This window comes from Vibrio sp. HENC-03, assembly GCF_000305755.2.
Classification (GTDB): Bacteria; Pseudomonadota; Gammaproteobacteria; order Enterobacterales; family Vibrionaceae; genus Vibrio; species Vibrio owensii.
In genome coordinates this window covers 127,510-149,314 of record NZ_JH976047.1, presented here as the reverse complement: position 1 = coordinate 149,314, position 21,805 = coordinate 127,510, and the positions used below count along the sequence as shown (strand labels likewise).

Genomic DNA, 21,805 nt, shown 5'->3' with positions numbered 1-21,805 from the left:
GTTCGGCGACATATTACGTTATATTTTGCAGTGTTTACTTAATCTATGCCAACGAACTTCATTTCATGGTTATAAATCAGCGTTCATTTCGCACAATTTTCAAGCATTCTACACTCGCATTGTCACTTTTCGCTTCAGTGCCTACTTTTGCGGCTGAGAAAATCTGTGCCATATACCCTCATTTAAAGGATTCATACTGGTTGTCAGTAAACTATGGAATGGTTTCCGAAGCGGAGAAACTCGGTGTTGACCTTCGTGTGCTCGAAGCGGGCGGCTACCCGAACAAAACTCGTCAAGAACAACAACTCGCCCTGTGTACCCAGTGGGGTGCAGATGCAATAATTCTTGGTACCGTTGATCCTCAAGCCTATGAACACAATTTAAAAAATTGGGTCGGTAAGACGCCTGTTTTTGCCACCGTCAATCAACTCGATCTCGACGAAAAGCAATCAAAGTTACTCAAAGGCGTTGTCGGTGTTGACTGGTACTGGATGGGCTATGAAGCGGGTAAGTACCTTGCAGAGAAGCACCCGAAAGGATCAGGAAAAACCAATATCGCTCTTTTGTTGGGCCCTAGAACCCGTGGTGGAACAAAACCTGTCACAACTGGTTTTTACGAAGCCATTAAAGACAGCGATATCCGTATCGTCGATTCGTACTGGGCAGATAACGACAAAGAGCTTCAACGTAACCTTGTGCAACGTGTCATTGATATGGGCAACATTGATTACATTGTTGGCAGCGCGGTAGCGATTGAAGCTGCTATCAGCGAGTTGCGCAGTGCAGAAAAAACCGAGGAGATTGGTTTGGTTTCTGTGTACCTAAGTCATGGTGTTTATCGTGGCTTGTTGCGCCACAAAGTTTTATTCGCACCAACAGACAAAATGGTGGAACAAGGTCGCCTTTCTGTCATGCAGGCAGTGCACTACTTACGTCATCAACCGTATGAAAAACACGCTTCTCCTACCATTAAAGCACTGACGCCAAAGACACTTCATGACGACACAATTGAAGATTCGTTATCTCCGTCAGAATATAGGCCTACATTCAGCGTTAAGGCTGTTGATTGATGGGCAAAAAACGTGTTTTATTGGATGCAGCGAATTTAAAATCATAAAAACGGAAATAACTTGATGCAAAAAACAACTCGTACCATGCCAGCGCACAAACATGTGGCATTGGTTGCCCACGACAACTGCAAACCTGAATTGCTTCGTTGGGTAAAAGAGAACAAAGAGAAGCTGCAAAGCCACTTCTTGTACGCGACCGGCACAACGGGTCACATGCTGAGTAAAGAAACTGGCCTTGCGATCAAGAGCATGATTAGCGGCCCAATGGGTGGCGACCAACAACTTGGCGCTTTGATATCTGAAGGCAACATTGACGTGCTTGTGTTCTTCTGGGATCCACTGAATGCCGTTCCTCATGACCCTGATGTAAAAGCCCTACTGCGCATTGCAAGCGTATGGAATATTCCTGTGGCAACGAACCGTGCGACCGCTAAATTCCTGTTCAACTCTCCGCTGATCGATCAAGAAGTGGATATTGAAGTACCAGATTACGAAGCATACCTTGCTGAGCGCACGTAATTTCGATTAACGGCGTTTCATAGAGCAAAAACAACAAAGGCGATACTCAGTATCGCCTTTGTTTTACCCAAGAAATGGGAAGATATTATCTTGAAGTGACGATTGGATAATCGCCATTCACCAGTTCTTGTACAAAAGCAGAACCTGCACCTGTGTGGGTGATCCAAACCTTCTCTTTCGCACGAGTTAAAGCAACATAGAACAAACGTCGTTCTTCTGCATAAGGGTATTTGTCTTTCGACTCACTCAATGCCCCATCGATATGTGCTTGCTTCTTCTTCGCTGGGAATTGACCTTCATCCACCGACAGAATAATCACAAAGTCAGCTTCTCTACCCTTACTCGCATGACACGTCATAAAACGAATCTCTAGGTTCGGGAAACGCTTCAACCAATCGTCATATAGATCGGGTTTGTGATAATGGTTTCGCCCTAACAGCAGCACCGACTTGGTTTTCTTCGCTTGCTGGTTCAGTTGGTCGAGGATCTTCTCAACTTGGTTGCTCGGTGCAGTATGCACACTCTTCTGTTTACGTTGCTTGTGGCTGTTAAGCGTCTTCGGCAACTGAGATGGGTTCTCTTGGACAAAGGTATTCGCCACATCACCAATTTGGTTGTTGAAGCGATACGTCGTGTCTAAGTGATGCACAGTTGAATGTGTAAAACGTTCTTGGAAACCAGTCGTCAAATCCACATCTGCACCTGCGAACTGATAAATTGCCTGCCAGTCATCACCTACTGCAAACAAAGTCGCACCAGTTTGCTTCTCGGTTGATGCACATAACGCTTCAATAAGCGCTAAGCGGTCTGGTGAGATGTCTTGGTATTCGTCCACCATGATAAAACGCCAAGGTGAAATGAATTTACCTTTCGTCACATAATCTGTCGCACGGCTGATCATGGTTGGAAAATCAACCTGATTGGTTTCCTTAAGCATCTTTTGCCACGCACTAAAACATGGCCAACAAAGTGCTAACTCACTGTTCAAACGCGTGTAATCTTGATGATTTACAAGCTTTTCTTGGACTTGTTTCTTAGTTAAGCCAACGGCAGCCAATTGCGAAAGTTGGTTGTCGAGCCACGCGATCAGTTTCGGGTTTTCTGAGTGGCTACCAAGCTCATCATCGCCTTTCAAGTAGGCAATCGGCCATTTATCTAAATGCTTTTGCCAACGCTTGAAGTTGGTTGGCGTCATCCAATGCTTCTTGAGCCAATCAATGCACCATGCTGAGCGTTGATTGTCGTCCAAAGCAAGTGGGCTAATTTCAACCGGTTGAGGCTCAACTTGATTAAGGATGCGCAAGCCAAGTTGGTGGAAAGTATTCACTCGCACGTTTTCTGCTGCGAGCCCCACTTTATCGACCAATCGCTCTTTCATTTCTTTCGCGGCATCACGACCAAATGCCAGCATCAATAAATCTTCTGCCTGCGCTTGGTGGCTCTGAAGTAAATAAGCCACGCGAGCGGTCAGTACGCTGGTTTTACCAGAGCCCGCCCCTGCAAGTACAAGGTTATGATCATCATTGAGCAGCACAGCATGCTGCTGAGAAAGGTTAAGCGGTGAAGACTCAATACGGCTGAACAGAACTTCCCAGTTTGGACGTTCATTCTCTAGCCATTCATGGTTACGCTCACTCAAGGTTTGAGAAGTCTCAGACAGCCATGGTTCAATCTCCGCCATACGCTTAGGCATACGCATTTTCGCTTCGACCAAGCTGGTTTTGATTTCAACAAGTTCGCCGTTAAGTTGGTCGACCCAATTCTGCACTCTCGAGTGTGATAGGTAAGCTGGAAGATGCTTGAGTTGATACAATTCGTCTTCCCATTTAGGAAGGTATTCAGCAAGTTTTCGACACTGGGTATTGTGCCAGTCTTGATAATGACGAACCGCTTCGACAGCAAATTTACGACATTGTGGCCAAGGCAAACCTTGCACTAACCAGCTTTGTTGCTTGCCATCTTGTTCATGAGCAAAAAACTGCAGAGAGCTCCAGATCAAGCCGCGTTTAACGCCAACTTTGCCATTCCAAATCGTAAATGGAATGTGCTCTTCACTGCCGACTGAACTTAATAAAACACTGTTTTCTTTTATTTCGACTTGGTAATACTCATTTTGAATAAAAAACTGTGCTTTATTAGTGGCAGTAAGCTGCATGAAAGGTGCGCCTTTTGATAGAGAAGTTCTCGTTTTATATCATTTTAGTCAGTTAAATTGTAGCGATGGATGAAGCACAAATCGCCTTCTGTCGGTATTCTTAATTAAAATTCACATTACTGTTGAATTTGTGAACAGCGGCTCGTTCATGATTCTCTCACAACAAGTTAAGTCAATGACAATTCTGTTGATTTCCTGAGCAAGTGACGTTTTTTATTAAATTAGGTCATAAACACGCTATAGTGAGTTTGTTAAAATTCTCCTGTTTTCCACCGGCAACGAAAGGCGCATCGTGCAAGCTGCTTTAAAACTTCGCCTCTATTGGGCAAACAAAACCATTAACTACAGCATTCTGATTCTTATCACCCTTTTAGGCGTGGTGATTCCTGCTTGGTATTTTAAGCAACATACCTTGATTACTCCTCTTATCTTGGGCGTGATTGCTGCCGCTTTGGCTGAGAGCGACGACAGTTTCACGGGCAGGATAAAAGCGCTCATTCTTACCTTCATCTGTTTCGCCGTCGCTGCTTTCTCAATTGAGATCTTATTTGATACACCATGGGCTTTTGCCATCGGCCTGTTTATCTCAACGTTCGGTTTTATTATGCTTGGCGCTATTGGGCCTAAATACGCCAGCATCGCGTTTGGCTCTTTATTGATAGCCATCTACACCATGCTTGGCGCTCATGAAAGCACCAATATTTGGTTCCAACCATTGCTGCTCTTGACCGGTGCGGCGTGGTACTACTTCATGTCGATGATTTGGCAGATGTTCTGGCCACTTCAACCTGTTCAACAAAGCTTAGCGACGGTGTTCTTACAAATCGCCAACTACCTTGATGCCAAAGCGAAACTATTCCACCCAGTCACGAACCTAACTCCGCAGCCTATGCGCATCGAGGCGGCAAAACTAAATGCTGCGACCGTTAATGCACTGAATGCTTGTAAAGCAACGCTATTAAGCCGTTCTAAGCGCGGTCATATTGATGGCCCAAGCGACCGCTTCCTTAATATTTACTTTATTGCACAAGACATTCACGAGCGCGTGAGTTCAAGCCACTATCGATACCAAGATTTGGCAACCGAATTTGAGCGCTCAGACGTTTTGTTCCGCTTTAAGTACTTACTGGAATCTCAAGCGCAAGCTTGTCGCGATATTGCTCATGCGATTCGACTAGGCAACGAGTACACTCACACAGACCAATCTATTCTTGCATTGGCAGAGCTACAAAACTCCCTAGGTTACTTGGAAGAACAAGAGCAAAGTCATTGGAAACGCTTATTAGCTCAGCTTACCTACCTGTTCAATAACCTGGCGACGGTAGAAAAACAGCTCAGCAATATTAATAACCCAGACGCAGAGCGCCTCGAAGAAGATGTGCTGGATGATACGAACCCACATACGCTTAAAGCCATGTGGCAACGCATCTCTGCAAACTTACACAAAGATTCGATGCTGTTCCGCCACGCACTGCGCATGTCGATTGCCCTAACTGCTGGTTACGGAATTATCCAAGCGTTCGACATTGACCGTGGTTACTGGATTCTGCTTACCACGCTATTTGTTTGCCAACCTAACTACAGCGCAACACGACAAAAACTTACAGCCCGCGTTATCGGGACACTCGCAGGTTTGTTGATTGGTGTGCCCCTGCTGACCTTCTTCCCTTCTCAAGAAAGCCAGTTGGTCTTTATTGTCATCTCTGGGGTAATGTTCTTTGCGTTTCGCATCAACAACTACGGTTATGCGACCGGCTTTATCACCCTGCTCGTGTTGTTCTTGTTCAACCAATTAGGCGAAGGCTACGCCGTGGTACTGCCTCGACTTGCTGATACCTTGATTGGCTGTGTATTGGCGGTTGGTGCCGTTTTAGTCATTCTGCCGGACTGGCAGTCGAAGCGCCTGCATAAAGTGATGTCCGACGCGATAGATGCCAATAAACAATACCTTGGTCAGATCATAGGTCAGTATCGAATCGGTAAGAAAGATAACCTGAGCTATCGAATCGCTCGTCGTCAGGCACACAACACTGATGCTAACCTCTCTTCCGCGATCAGCACCATGTTGGCGGAACCGGGAAAATATCGAACGGCAGTGGATGAAAGTTTCCGTTTCTTAACGTTGAATCATGCAATGTTGAGTTATATATCAGCATTAGGTGCGCATCGGACTCGGATTGACGATGAATCCATCCACCAGCTTGTTCTTGATGCTCATCGATGTATTCACCAACATTTGGACGTGTTACATCAACAATTGCATCACAACAGTGAAGAGTGTGATTTGTCGTCGATCGACGATACCAATTTGGAACAACGCCTGAATGAATGGCGTGATGAAGATGATCATTCTGCGCGAATGGTGCTTCAGCAATTGCACCTCATCTACCGCATGCTGCCTGAGTTACACTCTCTTGCCTCTAAGTTTGCCGTTCGTGTGAACTAAACAAGCCTCTTGAACCAACGAGGCATATTAAAGGGGTAGACTATGATTCTACCCCTTTATGATTACCGCCTTTATTCATAGGAAAAGTCTTACAAGTTACTTGAGGCTTACTGACATTACTCGGACAAAAAAACACCATTCAAAAACTAACCTAAGAATATTAGAACATTCTTTAATTGTGACCATGGAGGTCGCTGAGGTGGGTGGATGAAGGAGAAGCCCAAGAAATGTGAGGAGATCGAAATGACTACTCAACAGTTTAATGAGTTAAGAAAGAAGATTAACGAGCTCACTGCTGCTCAGTTAAAATCACTACAAGGTGATATTAGTCATTCGCTTAACAAAAAGGAAAGCCCGCTTCTTTCTAACGAAGAACGCGATATGCTTTCAAAACTGTTTGCATAATCAAACCGTTCGAATAAAGAACTTGCACGAAATTGCAACACTTCCTATGCTAACAAAAGCATAACAAGTGAGAGAGTTAACATGCCAGTATCAGGAATTCAGTCCGAGTATAATATGATTCAGCTGTCGCAGAAGATGGCTGAAGGTGCTGCGCATGAAATTCAACAAGACTTTGTGAAAGAAAACGATTTAGCGTTTAACAAAGTTGACCTCGTCAAAGACAACGAGCTTAATTTCAATAAAGTCTCCTCAGAATTGCCTTCAAATCCAATCGAACCGCTCGTTAACTTAACTCAAGCTGCAAGCTATAACCGAATCGGTGCATCAGTTGTTGATAAGAACAATGAAGTGATCGGCAGCCTACTCGACATTCACGTTTAAACAACGCTTCAAATATCAATCAGCACACTGCTTTTTATACCAGACACAAAAAAGCGCGATAACTCTATTAGCTATCGCGCTTTTGCTTTTAGGCTGTGTTAACCATTGGCAAGCACATTATTGTTTAGCAGTGACTCAACAATCTCGTTCGAACTCAGACCGTTAAAGTCCAGCGCATCACCTAAGTGTTCAACAACGATGGTTTGGTGCACATTGGTGTCGGTCGTGATGTTTAACGATACCGCCTCGGTAGCCGCATCGTAGTCTGCCGAAATGTGGCCAAGCAGATCATCCATATCGATCATCGGATTGTTAAGATCAGAGATGACCTCGCGCAAATCGATACTGTCTTCGTTCACGGTAAAGTCAGTAATAGTATCCACTGCTCCTTCGTCAACAGAATCCACCGTCCACTTGAACGTATCGCTGCCGTCACCACCAGTTAGGATGTCTGAACCTAAACCGCCGATGAGCACGTCATCACCATCGCCACCTACGATAAGGTCGTCACCTACCCCACCAGTTAAGTTAATGCCTGTGTCTCCACCAACTAAGTAGCTGTCGTCTGTTGCGCTTGACTGATCAATATCGTCGTTATCACCGCTCACATCCAAACTAATTTGGACAGGCGAAGACTGCGCTTCATCACCATTAGATTCTGTTGATATCGCAGTAACCGAAATATCGTAAGAACCGATATCAATACCACTGTTGGTGTCTGTCGCCACAATTTCTAGCGTATCAATTTCATCGCTTGGTACTGTCCAAGTGGTGCCATCGAAGCTAATGTCTGATGGAGAAACACCGCTTGTCACCTCTGCACTAGCAGGTACACCCGTTAGTTCCAGTGAAAGTACCTCGTCAATGTCAGTCAACGCCGCCATGATACCCACAATTGCAAGGCCTTGACTGCTCGCGGTTTGGCTAGCAGCAATTTGACGAACGTAGTTAAACTGAGGATCGATACCTAACGTTGGCGCATCAGCCACTGGGGTCACATTGATAGTGAAGTCTTGATTCGCCTCCAATGCTGTACCCGATGCATTTTCGAAGTACACACCGTTGTCTTCAACTTTCACCGATAAGGTGATTGAAGCGGCATCCACGTCTCCTGCATCCACAAATACGCCCTCAGAAGCATCTGTCGCACCAAGAACGGAGTTAATGTTATCTGGTGTACCCATTAGGATAATTTCACCAAACATACCCGCCCCTACAGTGACACCACTACCTGCCGGCGGCTCAACACGAACGTCACCTTCAGTCACCGCTAGAGTCACCGTCATGATTTCGTTCGCCTGTGCACCAGTGAAGTCGATGTCGCTTACACTAATACCCGTAATTTTCTGGCCATCGGATTCGTTAATCGTATCCGTTACCGACGTAGCTGTGATTTCAGGTGCGTCATTGGTCGCTTCAACATTCAACACTGCTGTGCCAGCAATTGTGATTGGGTCTGGCGCACCGTTAGTGGTTCCGTCATCTGTGATTTCATAAGTGAAGTTAACGTCACCAAAGAAATCTGCAGCAGGTTCAAACGTCCATTCTGTCGCACTGACTTGCGTTAGCGTACCCGACGAAGGGTCTGCCAAAGCAACATTACTAATGGTCAAGTTATCCGATTCAGGGTCGCTCGCATTACTCAGAAGTTCTGTCGCAGTAATCGTCACCGCGCCACCATCTTCTTCCGTACTGCTTAGCGTTACCTCAGATGTTACCGGAGAATCGTTCACCTCGGTGACTTCAAAGGTTGCCGTTCCTGACACTGCCTGAGGATCAGAAGCACCATTCGTCGTACCGTCATCGGTAATGGTGTAAGTCAGATTCACCGTACCGTTGTAGCCTGGAGCTGGTGTAAATGACCATGTGCCTGAGACGTTATCGAAGTCCAATGTACCGCTACTTGGGTCGACCAATTGAACGCTACTCACTGTCAACGTGTCGTTCTCAATATCAGAGGCATTCGCCAACAAATCAGCTTGGGTAATCTCAACCGCCGCACTGTCTTCCGCAACATCAGAAAGTGTCACTTCAGACGTTGTTGGTGCATCGTTTACTTCCGTTACATTGAACGACGCGCTGCCATTAACCGATTTAGGATCGGATGCACCATCTGTCGTGCCATCATCTGTAATGGTGTACGTGATTTCAACTGGACCGTTGTAATCTGGTGCTGGAGTAAACTCCCACTCACCAGTACCGCTGTTGAAAGTAATGCTGCCCGAACTTGGATCGGTTAACTGAACATTGCTAACAGTGAGGTTGTCGTTTTCTACGTCTGTCGCATTCGCAATAAGATCCGCTTCAGCGATAGAGAACACACCACTGTCTTCTGCAATATCCGGTAGCGACACTGGCGTAGTTTCTGGAGTATCGTTCACCGCTATCACTTCAATATTGAAGCTGCTGCTGTTGGTATTTAGGGTGTCATCTACCCCACCAATCACGATACCTTCATTGCCTTGGTCATCGACTGTCACGTCCACCTGAACGTCGCCAAAGAAGTTCAGGTCTGGATTGAACTCAATCAGGCCGTTTGCAATGGCATTGTTTAGATCGGCCACAGTGCCTTTCAGCTCAACGGAATCCGTACCATCACCGCTCACGGTTAGGTTGTAAGTAGTGATGAGAGTTGGGTTGAGCTCCAAGATACCGCTGTCTACATTAACATTGAGCACGTACTCAGCGTTCGGATCATCTAGCACCGCATCAACGTCTGTGATGCTGAAGCCATCAAGCAGTAACGGAGTATCCTCTTGCGTTTCAACATCCACTGTATTCACGAACTCTGGGCGGTCGTTAACAGCTTCTACTTCGACATTAACATCGAACTCTTTCGGTGTGCCTAGGCTTTGGCTTCCATCTAAGCCTGTATCAACCGCCTGCACTTTAAACTCTAATGTGCCATTCCAAGAGTTATCGTTGCGATCGCCAGAGTTAAAGACCACTTTATCCAGATCTTGAGCATCAATCTCTAGAACGAACACACCGCCACCTAGGTCGGCAAATGCAGTGCCGTCGGTAAGTTCAATGCTTGCACCGTCTGGCACATTCGCGATTTCTACACGAAGCGTTTCTGGATCGTTCTCTTCATAATTCGCACCATCACCAATCGACTCTTGGTTATCGACCACAAGAGCATTGATATTGATTTCAATGTCTTCACCCTCATTACCTGAAACTAAGGTGTCTGGGTTAACATCGACCTCATCACCAACTGGATCAATGATCACTTTGAAGTTGCCAGTGTGTTCCGTAGGTACTTTAAGCAACTCTTCCTGTGTGAACGCTGTAATACCAATATCAACTTCACCACTGAAGTTTTTCGGTGGTTGGATTTGAATTGAGCTCAAATCAACGGACGTTTGTGTCAAATCATTCAGTTGAACACTCCACTCACCACCACCGTTGTTTTTCACCGTGTAATCAGGAGAGCTAGAAGTCACAATAAAGTCGGTCGGTAATCCAGTAAGCTTCAAGGAAACAAACTGCTCTGAACCATCATCATCATTTAGACTCACCGATACGCCGGAGCCTGACTGCGTCAATGAAACAAGGGTATCTTCATCGCCTGTGACAACGATAGGTTGAGAAGGATCTGCACCACTTATCGTAATGTCATCAACCACTGGTGTGATTTCAAACGACACGTTATCAGTGAAGGTGCGAACATCGGTATCGTCGCCAGGGTTAGCAAGCGTTGTTTGATCGATGATTGCTGTATCCGTGATCTCCCCTTCGATATTAATTTGAACGGTATTTTGACCGCCACCAACTGGGTAATTCTCTTTCGGCTTGAACAACACTTCATCTAGAGCACCTGCAGCAATTTCAGCAGCACTGAATTCGATGCTGGTACCCAATGAGTTGCCACTCGCGTCAACAAACTCACCTAACGTCGTATCGTCAAGCGTGAGTTTAATGTTGGTAAGTGTTTCTCTACCTGATTGTAAGTTGTTGCGATTGTCTGCAAAGTCGACGTTCAAGTTAAGTTGAATCAAGCCATCTTCGTAGCCAATACCATCGTTAGTCGGAACATCATTGTTAAGGTCGTTAACTGGTTGCTTGTCAACATCTAGACCGAGCGTGCCCGTAATATCGACCGTAACATCTGGTGTCACATTGTTATCTAATGGTTGGTCACCAGATGAACTTGGCACGTCAGCGATTGGCAATACTTGAACCGGAATGAGTTCGGTGATCATCTTCTCATCACCAGAATCGGTATCCGTGGTGACAAAAGTAACCGGCAGCGTAAAGTCTCCCGCCCAGTCACGTGCGACCGTCAATGTGAGCCCATCTAGACCAGTAATGTTGCCGCTCGCATCGACTGTCGCTTGGAATACAAACTTACCATCGACAAAATCAACGTCTGAACCACTTATTGTTAGGCCCGGTGCAACATTTGGCGATGATGGGTCAATAACAAGAGTAAGGACATCCTCGACACCATCTGCATTGACTGTCGTGACTTTTGCGGCTAATTGAGTACCAAAATCAACAACATTATCTTCGTTGCCATCAATCTGAACCGTATCATCCACTTCAATTTCTGCAGCAACGCTCGTTTGCGGCGTAATTGTGGTCGGGAATTCTAACGTGATATCGGTCTGACGCTGTACCGTCGCATCTTCTTCTACAGTGTCTTCGCCAAGGTCATTAACCAAAGCAAAAATCGTCAAACCAATAGAAGAGATGCCACCATTATCCGCATCATCACTGTCGTCGTTAGGGGTCAGGTCTAAGCCTGCTGGCGCGATAATCGTAAAGTTTTCTTCGTCAGTGATCGTCCAACGGCCATTACCTTCATTCGACGCACCAACAATGATCAACTGGTCGAGTACTTCAGGGGCAATGTTGTCGAATTGCACAACAAGTTGGGTGACCACCTCATCAGACGAGCTATCAAACTCTTGATACTTGATGATGTTGGCACCGGTTTGGCCACCTGCGCTGCTATTAATGGTGAAATCGATATGGCCTTGAGCATCAGCACGAATCACATCCGTAACCGTTCCATCAGATTCTTCAACCAACAGGCGGGTTTGATCAGAGACTGGACCATTGAGGTCTTCAGGTTCTACAACCGGATTCACTTGAACATTGACGGTGCCATTAATCGTTTCTGAAGCGATACCCTCACCTGGGTTCGCTGAATCAACGTACTCGGCATCGATTTCTTTTACGAGAACTTCCGTACTTAAGCTGAAATCCGTGCTGGAATCTGGTTCAAATTGAACTTGAATGTACCCTCTTTGCGTAACGCGTGAAGAGAAGTCTTGCTCAGATTCATTTACCTCTGGCGATAGTGTAATACTGTCTCCTGTAAGAGTTTGTAATACACCGTCAACATACACAGAACTGCCTGGAGGGAAACCACTAATGGTTACTTGAGCATAAAACTCATCTGTATCCGGACTCTGTGCGTTGGTTGGATCCCAATTAATGTTTATCAGAGCATCTTCATTACCTTCAGACGTAACGACATAGTTGTCTTGAGCATCAATCACTGGTTCAACTTTAATGCGAACTTCTCGCTCAACTTCACGAGTATGACCATCATCTTCTGTGACAATAATGGTTCCTGTGATATGGATATTTTCAGTCGACGAGTTTTCCGGAACGATTTGAATACCAGAATTGAAGTTCAATCCAGTAATGTTCGCCTCATAAATCGGTTCACCATTGTCGTCATAACCTACGAAGGTTAAATCAACACTGCCGCCATCGGCATCCACAACATTAACGCCGTCTGGAATGTTCGACAGGATAACAGTTAAAGATTCAGACCCATCTAACGGCTTATCTTTGAACTCACCAGAAACAACCGAGAAACTGAGTGACGCAGAGCCGTTTTCTGGAATAGTCGTCTCGATACCTGATGTCGTTCCATCGCTAAAGACCTTCCAATCCATATCTTTGTCAAGCAAGATAATGTCTGGGATGTCAGCAACACCTTTAACCGCAACATTAACCGTTTGAGTTCCGAGTGAGAGAACATCTTGAACTGAGCCAGTAGAAAGCGTAGCGTTATCTTTTACAATCCCTTCAACATCGAATGTGAAGTCATTGTTGCTATGTAACTCAGGAAGCACTTCAACATCCGCCAAATTCGCTTCCGGGATCTCATAATAAAGCACATTACCGCTACCATCCGTCACTGTGGTTATTTGACTTGGATTCGCAGTATCCAGCCACACTAACGTAACGCCGTTTTCAGAAAAGTTAGAAATACGAACAAACAACTCTTCCGAACCGTCGATATCAACAGATGGTGTCATCGTTATGACTTCACTCAACTGGAGCGGATCGTGGTCTGTCACTGGGTCAACGGTATCTTGAGTTCGAGCGTTATCCTCAAAAATGTTGATGCGATTCACCACAAAGTCTGCTTGGTCAGCGACTGGGTTTACGTTAATCACAATTTCTTCGGTTTCAGAACGCGCCGTTTCTTTGCCTGTTAGTGGGTTGGTGCTTTCAGTGGTGATCGCGGTTACATCTAGCTTAATTTGGCCGGAGAAGTGCTCCGAAGGATCCACTTCAACCTCGTCAATACGACTCGCATCCACTAGGTATTTGCCACCTGCTTCTGGAATAGGTGTACCATCTGAGTAAACCAACGTCGCATTGTCTCCACCCTCGGTAAAGACAAGTTCATATACGATAGACTCTGGGTTACTGATATCTTGCGTGTTCGCTTCAATGTCTAACTCAACATTGTTGCCATCTTCATCAACGGTGTAATCGAAGGTGCTGCTAGCGTTCCACGTTGCAATATCAGCAACCGCATCAACTTCAATATCCAAGCGACCATTAATCGTGTGGTCTGGCGTACCATTGTTAAGAATTTCCACACGGATACGAGGATCGATACCAGAAGCATCAGTTGAGGAATGGCGATCTGGTACAAAGTACAAGTTATCTAGCGAGACAAGCTCACCATTGAATGATTGCTCGACATTTGATGCATCAAGCACAACCGTATTACCGACAGGCGTTAATTCAATGTAGTTGCCGCTACCGTCTCGATAGTAAAACGTACCGTTGTGAGTATTGGCATCTCGAATAGTGATGTCACCTAGGCTCTCGTTACGATCGATATCATGCAAATCGATAACCAAATCGACTTTCGCTGGCGTCACATCCAAGGTTGATAGGTTATCTTGGGTATTTGCAGAATCCACGCCTGCGACAACACCACCACGACCTTGGTCCTCGAACGCGGTGACGGATGACGTATTAATCTGTGCGTTACGGTCGGTGATTGAGATATCAACATCTGCATCACTAGTATCACCGTCACCATCGGTTGCAACAACGTTGATGGTGAAATCAATCGAATCGGTTTCTGTATGGTCAAGATCGTCATTTGGACGGAAAGACACGCGGCCGTCGGTTCGCACAATCAAACGACCGATTTCGGTATCCACTCCGTCAAGAACTTTGTGAACGAACACAACTTGGTTACTGCCGTTTAAATCAACAGAGTCCGAGTCAACACCGTTTTGCTTGAAGTAAATACCCGAATCATCAGCCGAGAATGACGTCACTTGTGCGCCGTCAGCACCAAGATCATCATCACCTTCTACAGGGTCTCGGAATAAGCGAACTGTGCGGTTTCCTTGTCCCTCAATACGTGAAATAGACGCATCGTGCAGGGTTGGAACATCATCGGTAATCGTCACTGGTAAGTGAATACCGGCCGTATCGCCATCGACATCTGTCGCGAAGACTGGAAGATCGAGTATGAGTGTATCTTCGCCTTGGGTTGAATGGTCTAACGCACCCTCAAGCGTAAACTTGTAAGAGCCGTCAGCGTTCAAAACTAGCGTGAACACTGAGTTACCATCCGGTGTTTGACCTTGATAAGTAAAGTTGTTGTTGCTTACCGCGGTTTGAACTAACGTCACCGCGAGACCACCTGAAGTGACTCCTGGGATCGGGTTAGAAGTAAGATCCAACTGGTAAGAGACAACCGTATCTGCCCCTTCTACCGTATCGAAATTGCCCGTTGCTTCCTGGCTGTCTTTGTTGGTTGCCTGAGAGCCATTAGCAAGATCATCCTCGTCAACAGCCAAAGCATCTGCTGATGTAATTTCAGGAATGTCATCAACAATGGTGATTGGAAGGTTCAATGATGATGACGTATCACCATCAAAATCTGTCACTGTAATTGGAATATCAATGACAAGGTTGTTTTCACCTTGAACAGCGTCATGGTCGATTGGCCCCAACAGTTCAAATTGGTAACTGTCGTTATTCGCATCAAGAGACAGCGTGAAGATCTTAGTTGATGTACCAGTGATGACCGCTTCGTAACTGGTTACACCACCAACCGAGCTCACCACATTCAACTCGATGCTGTTGCCGTTCGAATTTAAGCCAGACACAACGGCATCGAGGTCAGAAACTTGGTAACTGACAATCTCATCCGCACCATCAACGACTTCAAATCCGCCGGTTAATACCGTTGAATCGCCACTTGTCGTGTCTGAGCCACCGGCAAGATCATCTTCATCAACGGTTTGTTGGCTAGAGTCTGTCACTTTTACAATCGCAGGAACATCGTCCACCACGGTGATCGGCAAGGTAATGTTATTGGACACATCGCCATCAAAATCAGTCGCGTTGACTGGGAAGTTGATGACTAACGAGTTTTCATCGTTACCTGCAGGATGATCAAGTGCACCCAACAGTTCAAATTCATAACTGTCTGCTGAACCATTTAGCGTCAGTTTAAAGACGGTGTCCGTCGTACCTTGTACATAAGCTCGGTACTCAATCACACCGTTTGAATTTGAAAACTCAACCAACTCAAGCGGTTGACCACCTGAGGTAAGTCCAGATACAGGTGACGTCAAGCTATCCAACTGGAAGCTAACGATAGAGTCGGCACCATCCGTAACGTCAAAGTTACCACCAATGATATTGGATTCTGGCGTGTCGTCCGAACCTTGGCTTGGAATATCATCCTCATCCACAGACAAGGTACTACCAGAGCTAATAGCATCAATGGTTGGTTTGTCATCTACGATCGTCACTGGCAAGGTTGCAGTGATGGTATCGTTGTCGCCATCCGTGATCTTCACAGGTAGATTCAACAAAATTTCATCAGAGTTAACCGCGTGATCTAACTGACCAGATAACTCAAAGTCGTATTTACCATCTTGATGAAGTGTCAACGTGAAGACCGTCACTCCACCCGGTGTTTGTCCCACGTAAACAAGCGCGTCAGCAGTTGAAGCGCCAACGTCTTGAGAAAGTGTTACCTCTTCTCCACCCGATTTCAGATTCGGGATAGGATTTGAGCTTAGATCCAATTCGAAAGCATCAATACCATCTGCGCTAGTGACTTCGAACTCACCTGATACCGTTAATGGCTCTTTCGTTCCATCAGAACCAAGAGGTAAGTCATCTTCGTCGACACGTAGACTTTCAATATTGGTAACAACTGGAACATCGTCCACAACGGTAATTGGCAATGTGAAGGCTGGTGAAGTATCACCATCATTATCTGTCGCCGTCACAGGGAGGTTAATAACAATCTCGTTTTGCTGACTACCATCGGGATGATCAAGCGGCTTCTGTAAATCGAACTCGTAGGTGTTGTTCGTTGCATCCAACGTCAGTTCGAACACCACTTCAGCAGGATTGCCTGCGACACCTTGGTATACGTTCACGCCGTTTGCGCTAGAAGACAGAACTAAGGTGATAGCTTCACCATCTGAAGTCAGTGACGCAACAGGCGTGGTCAGGTCACTCAGCTGAATAGAAGCAACTAGGTCAGCACCTTCGGTGATATCAAAAGTACCGGAAATAACAGTATCTTCTGCACTTGCAGCATCCGTACCTGCTGGTAGGTCATCTTCATCAACGGTTTGTTCGCTGCTTGCTAGTAAACCATCAATGGTCGGAACATCATCCACAACCGTAATTGGTAAGGTGATGTTGTTCGACACGTCTCCATCAAAGTCAGTCGCGTTTATCGGCAAATTGATGACAAGTTCATTTTGGCCATCAGCATTTGGATGATCGAGAGGAGCAAGCAAATCGAACGTGTAGCTGTCATCAGAGGCATCGAGGGTTACACGGAATACTGGTGTCGTCGTGCCATCAATACGAGCTTCGTAAACTGAAACGCCACCTGCGTTTGATACTTCAACCATAACCAGTGATTGACCACCAGAGGTCAGGCCTTGTACTGGAGTCGTTAGGTCAGAAACGCTGTACTCCACAATGCCATCAGAGCCATCAGTCGCGATGAAGTTACCTGCAATGCTGTTCGACTGCGTACCATCAGATCCGACTGTTGGGATATCGTCCTCGTCAACCGTTTGCACACTTGTTGCTTCGATGCCACCAAGTGTCGGTTTGTCATCAACGATCTTGACAGGAATTGTCTCAGCAGACGTGTCACCATCAAAGTCGGTCGCGATGATTGGGAAGTTGAGCGTTAACTCATCACTATCAACAGCATGATCGATTGGACCTTCAAGCGTGAAGTTATAAGAGCCATCAGTGTTCACTGTCAGTGTAAAGACCGACTCGGTGCCTGCTGTTGCTTGATAGGTAAAGCTGCCATCGCCGTTTGCGGTTTCAGTTAGCGTGACTGCCACGCCTTGTGATGTGAGTCCAGCCACTGGTGTTGCAGAAGCGTCAAGCTGATAACTCACCACTCGGTCCGAGCCTTGTGTGGTGGTGAAGTTACCATCGATTGAAATCGGGTCAGTTTGGTCTGAGCCAATCGTACCTAAATCATCCTCATCAACGGTAATCGCATCAACATCGGTAATAGTTGGCTTATCATCCACGATGGTGACTGGGATCGTTTCTGTGGTGGTATCACCATCAAAATCCGTTGCGATGATTGGGAAGTTCAGTGTTAACTCATCACTGTCTGTCGCATGGTCGATTGGACCTTGAAGCGTGAAGCTGTATGAGCCATCCTTATTCACGGTCAGCGTAAATACGGCTTCAGTTCCTGCTGTCGCTTCATAAGTGTAGCTACCGTCGCCGTTTGCAGTTTCCGTCAGCGTGAGGGCCACACCTTGTGATGTTAGACCATCAACTGGCGTTGCAGCCGCATCCAATTGGTAGCTCACTACCCCATCAGAGCCTTGCGTTGTAGTGAAGTTTCCATCGATTGAAATTGGATCGGAGCCGTCAGAGCCAATGGTCGCTAAGTCATCTTCATCCACGCGGAGCGCGTCTACGTCAGTGATGGTTGGTTTATCATCAACGATGGTGACAGGTAGTGTTTCTGTCGACGTATCGCCATCAAAGTCTGTTGCGATAATCGGTAAGTCGATTTGCAGGCTGTCGCTATTCACCGCATGGTCTAGTGGGCCCTGCAGAGTAAAGGTGTAGCTGCCGTCTGGCTTCACCACCAATTCAAATACGTCATTGCCATTTGCTGTGGCAGTGTAAGTAAAGCTGCCATCACCATTTGCTGTCTCTGCAAGCACGACAGGCTCACCATGAGAGGTCAACCCTGCTACTGGATCTGCTGTTGCATCAAGCTGGTATTTAACAACACTGTCCGAGCCTTCAGTTGTGCTGAAAGAACCCGACATAAACGCATCATCGTTTTGGTCTGAGCCAATTGAGGCGAGATCATCTTCGTCCACCGTGAGTGGAACAACGTTGTCGATAGTTGGAACGTCATCAGTAATCGTGACGGGAATGGTCGCGGTCGTCGTATCGCCATCAAAGTCTGTTGCAATGATTGGGAAGTTTAGAACTAATTCCTCGCTGTTTAACGCATGATCCACCGGACCTTCTAGACGGAAGTTGTATGTGCCATCAGCATTCACATTCATGGTGAAAACAGGATTGCCATCCGCGGTAGCCACGTAAGTGAAGCTGCCATCGGCATTCGCAGTCTCTACCAAAATAACAGGCTCGCCTTGGGAGGTTAGCCCCGAAACAGGATCAGCCGTTGAATCAAGTTGGTAGCTCACCACTCGGTCTGAACCTTGAGTGGTCGTAAATGCGCCTTCCACAAACACTACGTCAGTTTGGTCTGAGCCAATGCCTGATAAATCATCTTCGTCTACAGCCAGCGGCACAACATTGTCGATGATTGGCGCATCATCCGTAATGGTGACTGGAATGGTTGCCGAAGTCGTATCACCATCAAAATCGGTGGCAATAATTGGGAAATCAATCGTCAGGCTATCGCTGTTGGCAGCATGGTCAATCGGGCCTTGCAGCGTAAAATCGTAAGTGCCATCTGTTGCTACGTTTAACGTGAATACCGGATTGCCGTCTGCGGTCGCCACATAAGTAAAGCTGCCATCACCGTTGGCGGTTTCCACCAAGATAATCGCCTCACCTTGAGAGGTCAGCCCCGCAACAGGATCTACGGTTGAATCCAGTTGATAGCTCACCACTCGGTCAGAGCCTTGTGTGGTTGTAAACGCCCCTTCAACGAACAGATCGCCGCCAGGGTCTGAACCCACACCGCTAAGGTCGTCTTCATCGACACTTAACGCATCCACCGCTGTGATGGTCGGTACATCATCAACAATCGTAACTGGAATGGTTTCTGTGACAGTGTCGCCATCAAAGTCGGTTGCAATAACTGGGAAGTTCAGTGTCAGCTCATCACTATCAACAGCGTGATCAATCGGCCCTTCTAGCGTGAAGTTGTAAGATCCATCAGTATTCACTGTCAGCGTAAAGACCGCTTCAGAGCCCGCGGTTGCTTCGTAGGTAAAGCTGCCATCACCGTTTGCAGTTTCAGTTAATGTGACCGTCACACCTTGCGATGTTAAACCGTCAACTGGTGTTGATGAGCCATCTAACTGGTAGCTCACCACTCGGTCTGAACCTTGTGTGGTGGTGAAGTTACCATCAATAGAAATTGGATTGCTTTGGTCTGAACCGATTGACGCTAGGTCATCTTCATCAACCGTAATGGCATCCACGTCAGTAATAACTGGCTTATCGTCCACGATGGTGACCGGGATAGTAGCATTTGTGGTGTCACCATCAAAGTCGGTCGCGATGATTGGGAAGTTGAGCGTTAACTCATCACTATCAACAGCATGATCGATTGGACCTTCAAGCGTGAAGTTATAAGAGCCATCAGTGTTCACTGTCAGTGTAAAGACCGACTCGGTGCCTGCTGTTGCTTGATAGGTAAAGCTGCCATCGCCGTTTGCGGTTTCAGTTAGCGTGACGGCCACGCCTTGTGATGTGAGTCCAGCCACTGGTGTTGCAGAAGCATCGAGCTGATAGCTCACTACTCGGTCAGAGCCTTGTGTGGTGGTGAAGTTGCCATCGATTGAAATCGGGTCAGTCTGATCTGAGCCAATCGTGCCTAAGTCATCTTCATCAACCGTAATGGCATCGACATCGGTAATAGTCGGTTTATCATCCACGATGGTGACTGGGATCGTTTCTGTGGTGGTATCACCATCAAAATCCGTCGCGATGATTGGGAAGTTCAGCGTCAGCTCATCACTGTCTGTCGCATGGTCGATTGGACCTTGGAGCGTGAAGTTGTATGAGCCATCCGTATTAACGGTCAGCGTAAATACTGCTTCAGTTCCTGCTGTCGCTACATAAGTGTAGCTACCGTCGCCGTTTGCGGTTTCAGCCAGCGTGACGGCCACACCTTGTGATGTTAGACCATCAACTGGCGTTGCAGCAGTATCTAATTGGTAGCTTACTACCCCATCAGAGCCTTGCGTTGTAGTGAAGTTGCCATCGATTGAAATTGGATCTGAGCCGTCAGAGCCAATCGTCGCTAAGTCATCTTCATCCACGCGGATTGCATCTACGTCAGTGATGGTTGGTTTATCGTCAACGATGGTGACAGGCAATGTTTCTGTTGAGGTATCGCCATCAAAATCTGTCGCGATAATCGGGAAATCAATTTGTAGGCTGTCACTATTTACCGAATGGTCTAGTGGACCTTGCAGAGTAAAGGTGTAGCTGCCATCTGGTTTCACAACCAATTCAAATACGGCATTGCCATCTGCTGTGGCTGTGTAAGTAAAGCTGCCATCACCATTTGTTGTCTCAGCAAGTACGACAGGCTCACCATGAGAGGTTAGCCCTGCTACTGGGTCTGCCGTTGCATCAAGCTGGTATTTAACAACGCTGTCTGAGCCTTCAGTTGTGCTGAAAGACCCCGACATAAACGCATCATCGTTTTGGTCTGAGCCAATTGAGGCGAGATCATCTTCGTCTACTGTCAGTGGGACAACGTTATCAATGGTTGGAACATCATCAGTAATCGTAACTGGAATGGTCGCAGTAGTCGTATCGCCATCAAAGTCTGTTGCAATGATTGGGAAGTTTAGAACTAATTCATCGCTGTTTGACGCATGATCAACCGGACCTTCTAGACGGAAGTTGTATGTGCCGTCTGCATTCACGTTCATGGTGAAGACAGGATTGCCATCCGCGGTAGCCACGTAAGTGAAACTGCCATCTGCATTCGCAGTCTCTACCAAAGTAACAGGCTCACCTTGAGAAGTTAAACCTGAAACAGGATCAGAAGTTGAATCAAGTTGGTAGCTCACCACTCGGTCTGAACCTTGAGTGGTCGTAAACGCGCCTTCAACAAACACAGCGTCAGTTTGGTCTGAGCCAATGCCTGACAAATCATCTTCATCCACAGCCAGAGGCACGACATTATCGATGATTGGTGCATCATCCGTAATCGTGACTGGAATGGTTGCCGAAGTCGTATCACCATCAAAATCGGTGGCAATAATTGGGAAATCAATCGTCAGGCTGTCACTGTTAGCTGCATGGTCAATCGGGCCTTGCAGCGTAAAATCGTAAGTGCCATCTGTTGCTACGTTTAACGTGAAT

General features: G+C 46.5%; 7 protein-coding genes. 5 read left to right on the top strand and 2 right to left on the bottom strand.

Annotated features, from left to right (window positions below; genetic code table 11):
- Positions 1 to 20: 20 nt before the first annotated feature.
- Together torT and VCHENC03_RS24590 are read left to right on the top strand one after the other, a co-directional pair.
- On the top strand, positions 21 to 1,070 hold the full coding sequence (gene torT / locus VCHENC03_RS24585; protein ID WP_083481777.1) for a TMAO reductase system periplasmic protein TorT: 1,050 nt from the start codon (positions 21 to 23) through the stop codon (positions 1,068 to 1,070).
- Between the two features lie 63 nt (positions 1,071 to 1,133).
- Positions 1,134 to 1,589 (top strand): methylglyoxal synthase, encoded by a 456-nt coding sequence (locus VCHENC03_RS24590; RefSeq protein ID WP_005437764.1) that lies wholly within the window; start codon positions 1,134 to 1,136, stop codon positions 1,587 to 1,589.
- A gap of 85 nt (positions 1,590 to 1,674) precedes the next feature.
- On the opposite strand, the gene helD is transcribed toward VCHENC03_RS24590, so the two are convergent.
- A complete protein-coding gene (gene helD / locus VCHENC03_RS24595) occupies positions 1,675 to 3,744 on the bottom strand; it encodes a DNA helicase IV (protein ID WP_009704157.1) in 2,070 nt (689 codons plus the stop codon).
- A 292-nt stretch (positions 3,745 to 4,036) separates the two neighbouring features.
- On the opposite strand from helD, the gene yccS reads away from it, so the two are divergent.
- The 3 genes from yccS to VCHENC03_RS24610 all read left to right on the top strand — a co-directional run bounded on the left by yccS (position 4,037) and on the right by VCHENC03_RS24610 (position 6,976).
- Positions 4,037 to 6,190: a YccS family putative transporter gene (yccS, locus tag VCHENC03_RS24600; RefSeq protein ID WP_009704156.1), complete on the top strand. Its 2,154-nt coding sequence runs from the start codon at positions 4,037 to 4,039 to the stop codon at positions 6,188 to 6,190.
- A gap of 243 nt (positions 6,191 to 6,433) precedes the next feature.
- The gene (locus VCHENC03_RS27660) at positions 6,434 to 6,595 is read left to right on the top strand and encodes a hypothetical protein (protein WP_009704155.1); all 162 of its coding nucleotides are present in this window, start codon (positions 6,434 to 6,436) and stop codon (positions 6,593 to 6,595) included.
- 114 nt (positions 6,596 to 6,709) lie between these two features.
- A complete protein-coding gene (locus VCHENC03_RS24610; RefSeq protein WP_005437768.1) occupies positions 6,710 to 6,976 on the top strand; it encodes a hypothetical protein in 267 nt (88 codons plus the stop codon).
- A 98-nt stretch (positions 6,977 to 7,074) separates the two neighbouring features.
- On the opposite strand, the gene VCHENC03_RS24615 is transcribed toward VCHENC03_RS24610, so the two are convergent.
- A partial coding sequence (locus VCHENC03_RS24615) for a T1SS-143 repeat domain-containing protein (RefSeq protein ID WP_083481779.1) occupies positions 7,075 to 21,805 on the bottom strand: 14,731 nt, incomplete at its 5' end.